A 753-nucleotide genomic window follows, 5' to 3' on the forward strand; every position below is an offset into this window, starting at 1 on the left:
GCGCTTCCGTCGCCACACCAACTTTGGTGTCGGCGAACTGGGAGAAGACGGTTATGTCACCGACTTCAGCTGGGGCTATCAGCTGAGCCTGACCTCCACCTACGCCAACGCCATCGGCGCGGTCTCATTGACCCCTGGCCTGACCTTCAATCACGGTGTTGAGGGTTATTCCAGCGATGATGCGATGCAGGAAGATGCCCGTACCGTCGGCGTGAGCCTGGGCATGGCCTACAAGCAACTCAGCGCCAACCTGTCCTACACAACCTACAACGATGAAGAGTACAGCGTGGTCGAAGACCGGGATTACCTGTCCCTGAGCACCACCTACAACTTCTAAACGGATAGTGAAACAGCCGGCCACGGCCGGCTTTTCTCAAGAGGATGGAAACCATGAAAAAACTGCAATTGACCCTGTTGGCCCTGTTCACCGTACTGCTCGCAGCCTGTGCCAGCGGCTATCACGACACCAAAGTCATCAGCGCTGAAACCGGCTCCCAGGCCACACCCAAAGGCCCATACCAATCCCTGGTGGTTGGCGTGCTGGTCGATCATGAACTGCGTGAGCATCTGGAAGATGCCATTGTCGCCAAGTTTGCCGCCATGGGCATAAAAGCCACCGCCGCCTACACCGTTTACGGTGACAAGGGCGTCGAAGGCAAAAGCCTGGACTACCTGGCCAAGCGCATGAAGGACAATGGTTTTGACAGTGCTCTGGCGATCCACCTGGAAGACCTGACCACACAAACCACCGAG

General features: G+C 57.0%; 1 protein-coding gene and 1 pseudogene. Both read left to right on the top strand.

Going from position 1 to position 753, the window contains the following annotated elements; all coding sequences use genetic code 11:
• On the top strand, positions 1-337 hold a 337-nt coding region (locus A3730_RS03970), incomplete at its 5' end, for a DUF1302 family protein (protein WP_156500880.1).
• Between the two features lie 53 nt (positions 338-390).
• Positions 391-753, top strand: a pseudogene (locus A3730_RS03975) (hypothetical protein); the annotation flags it as partial.

Source organism: Alcanivorax sp. HI0044 (assembly GCF_001634945.1).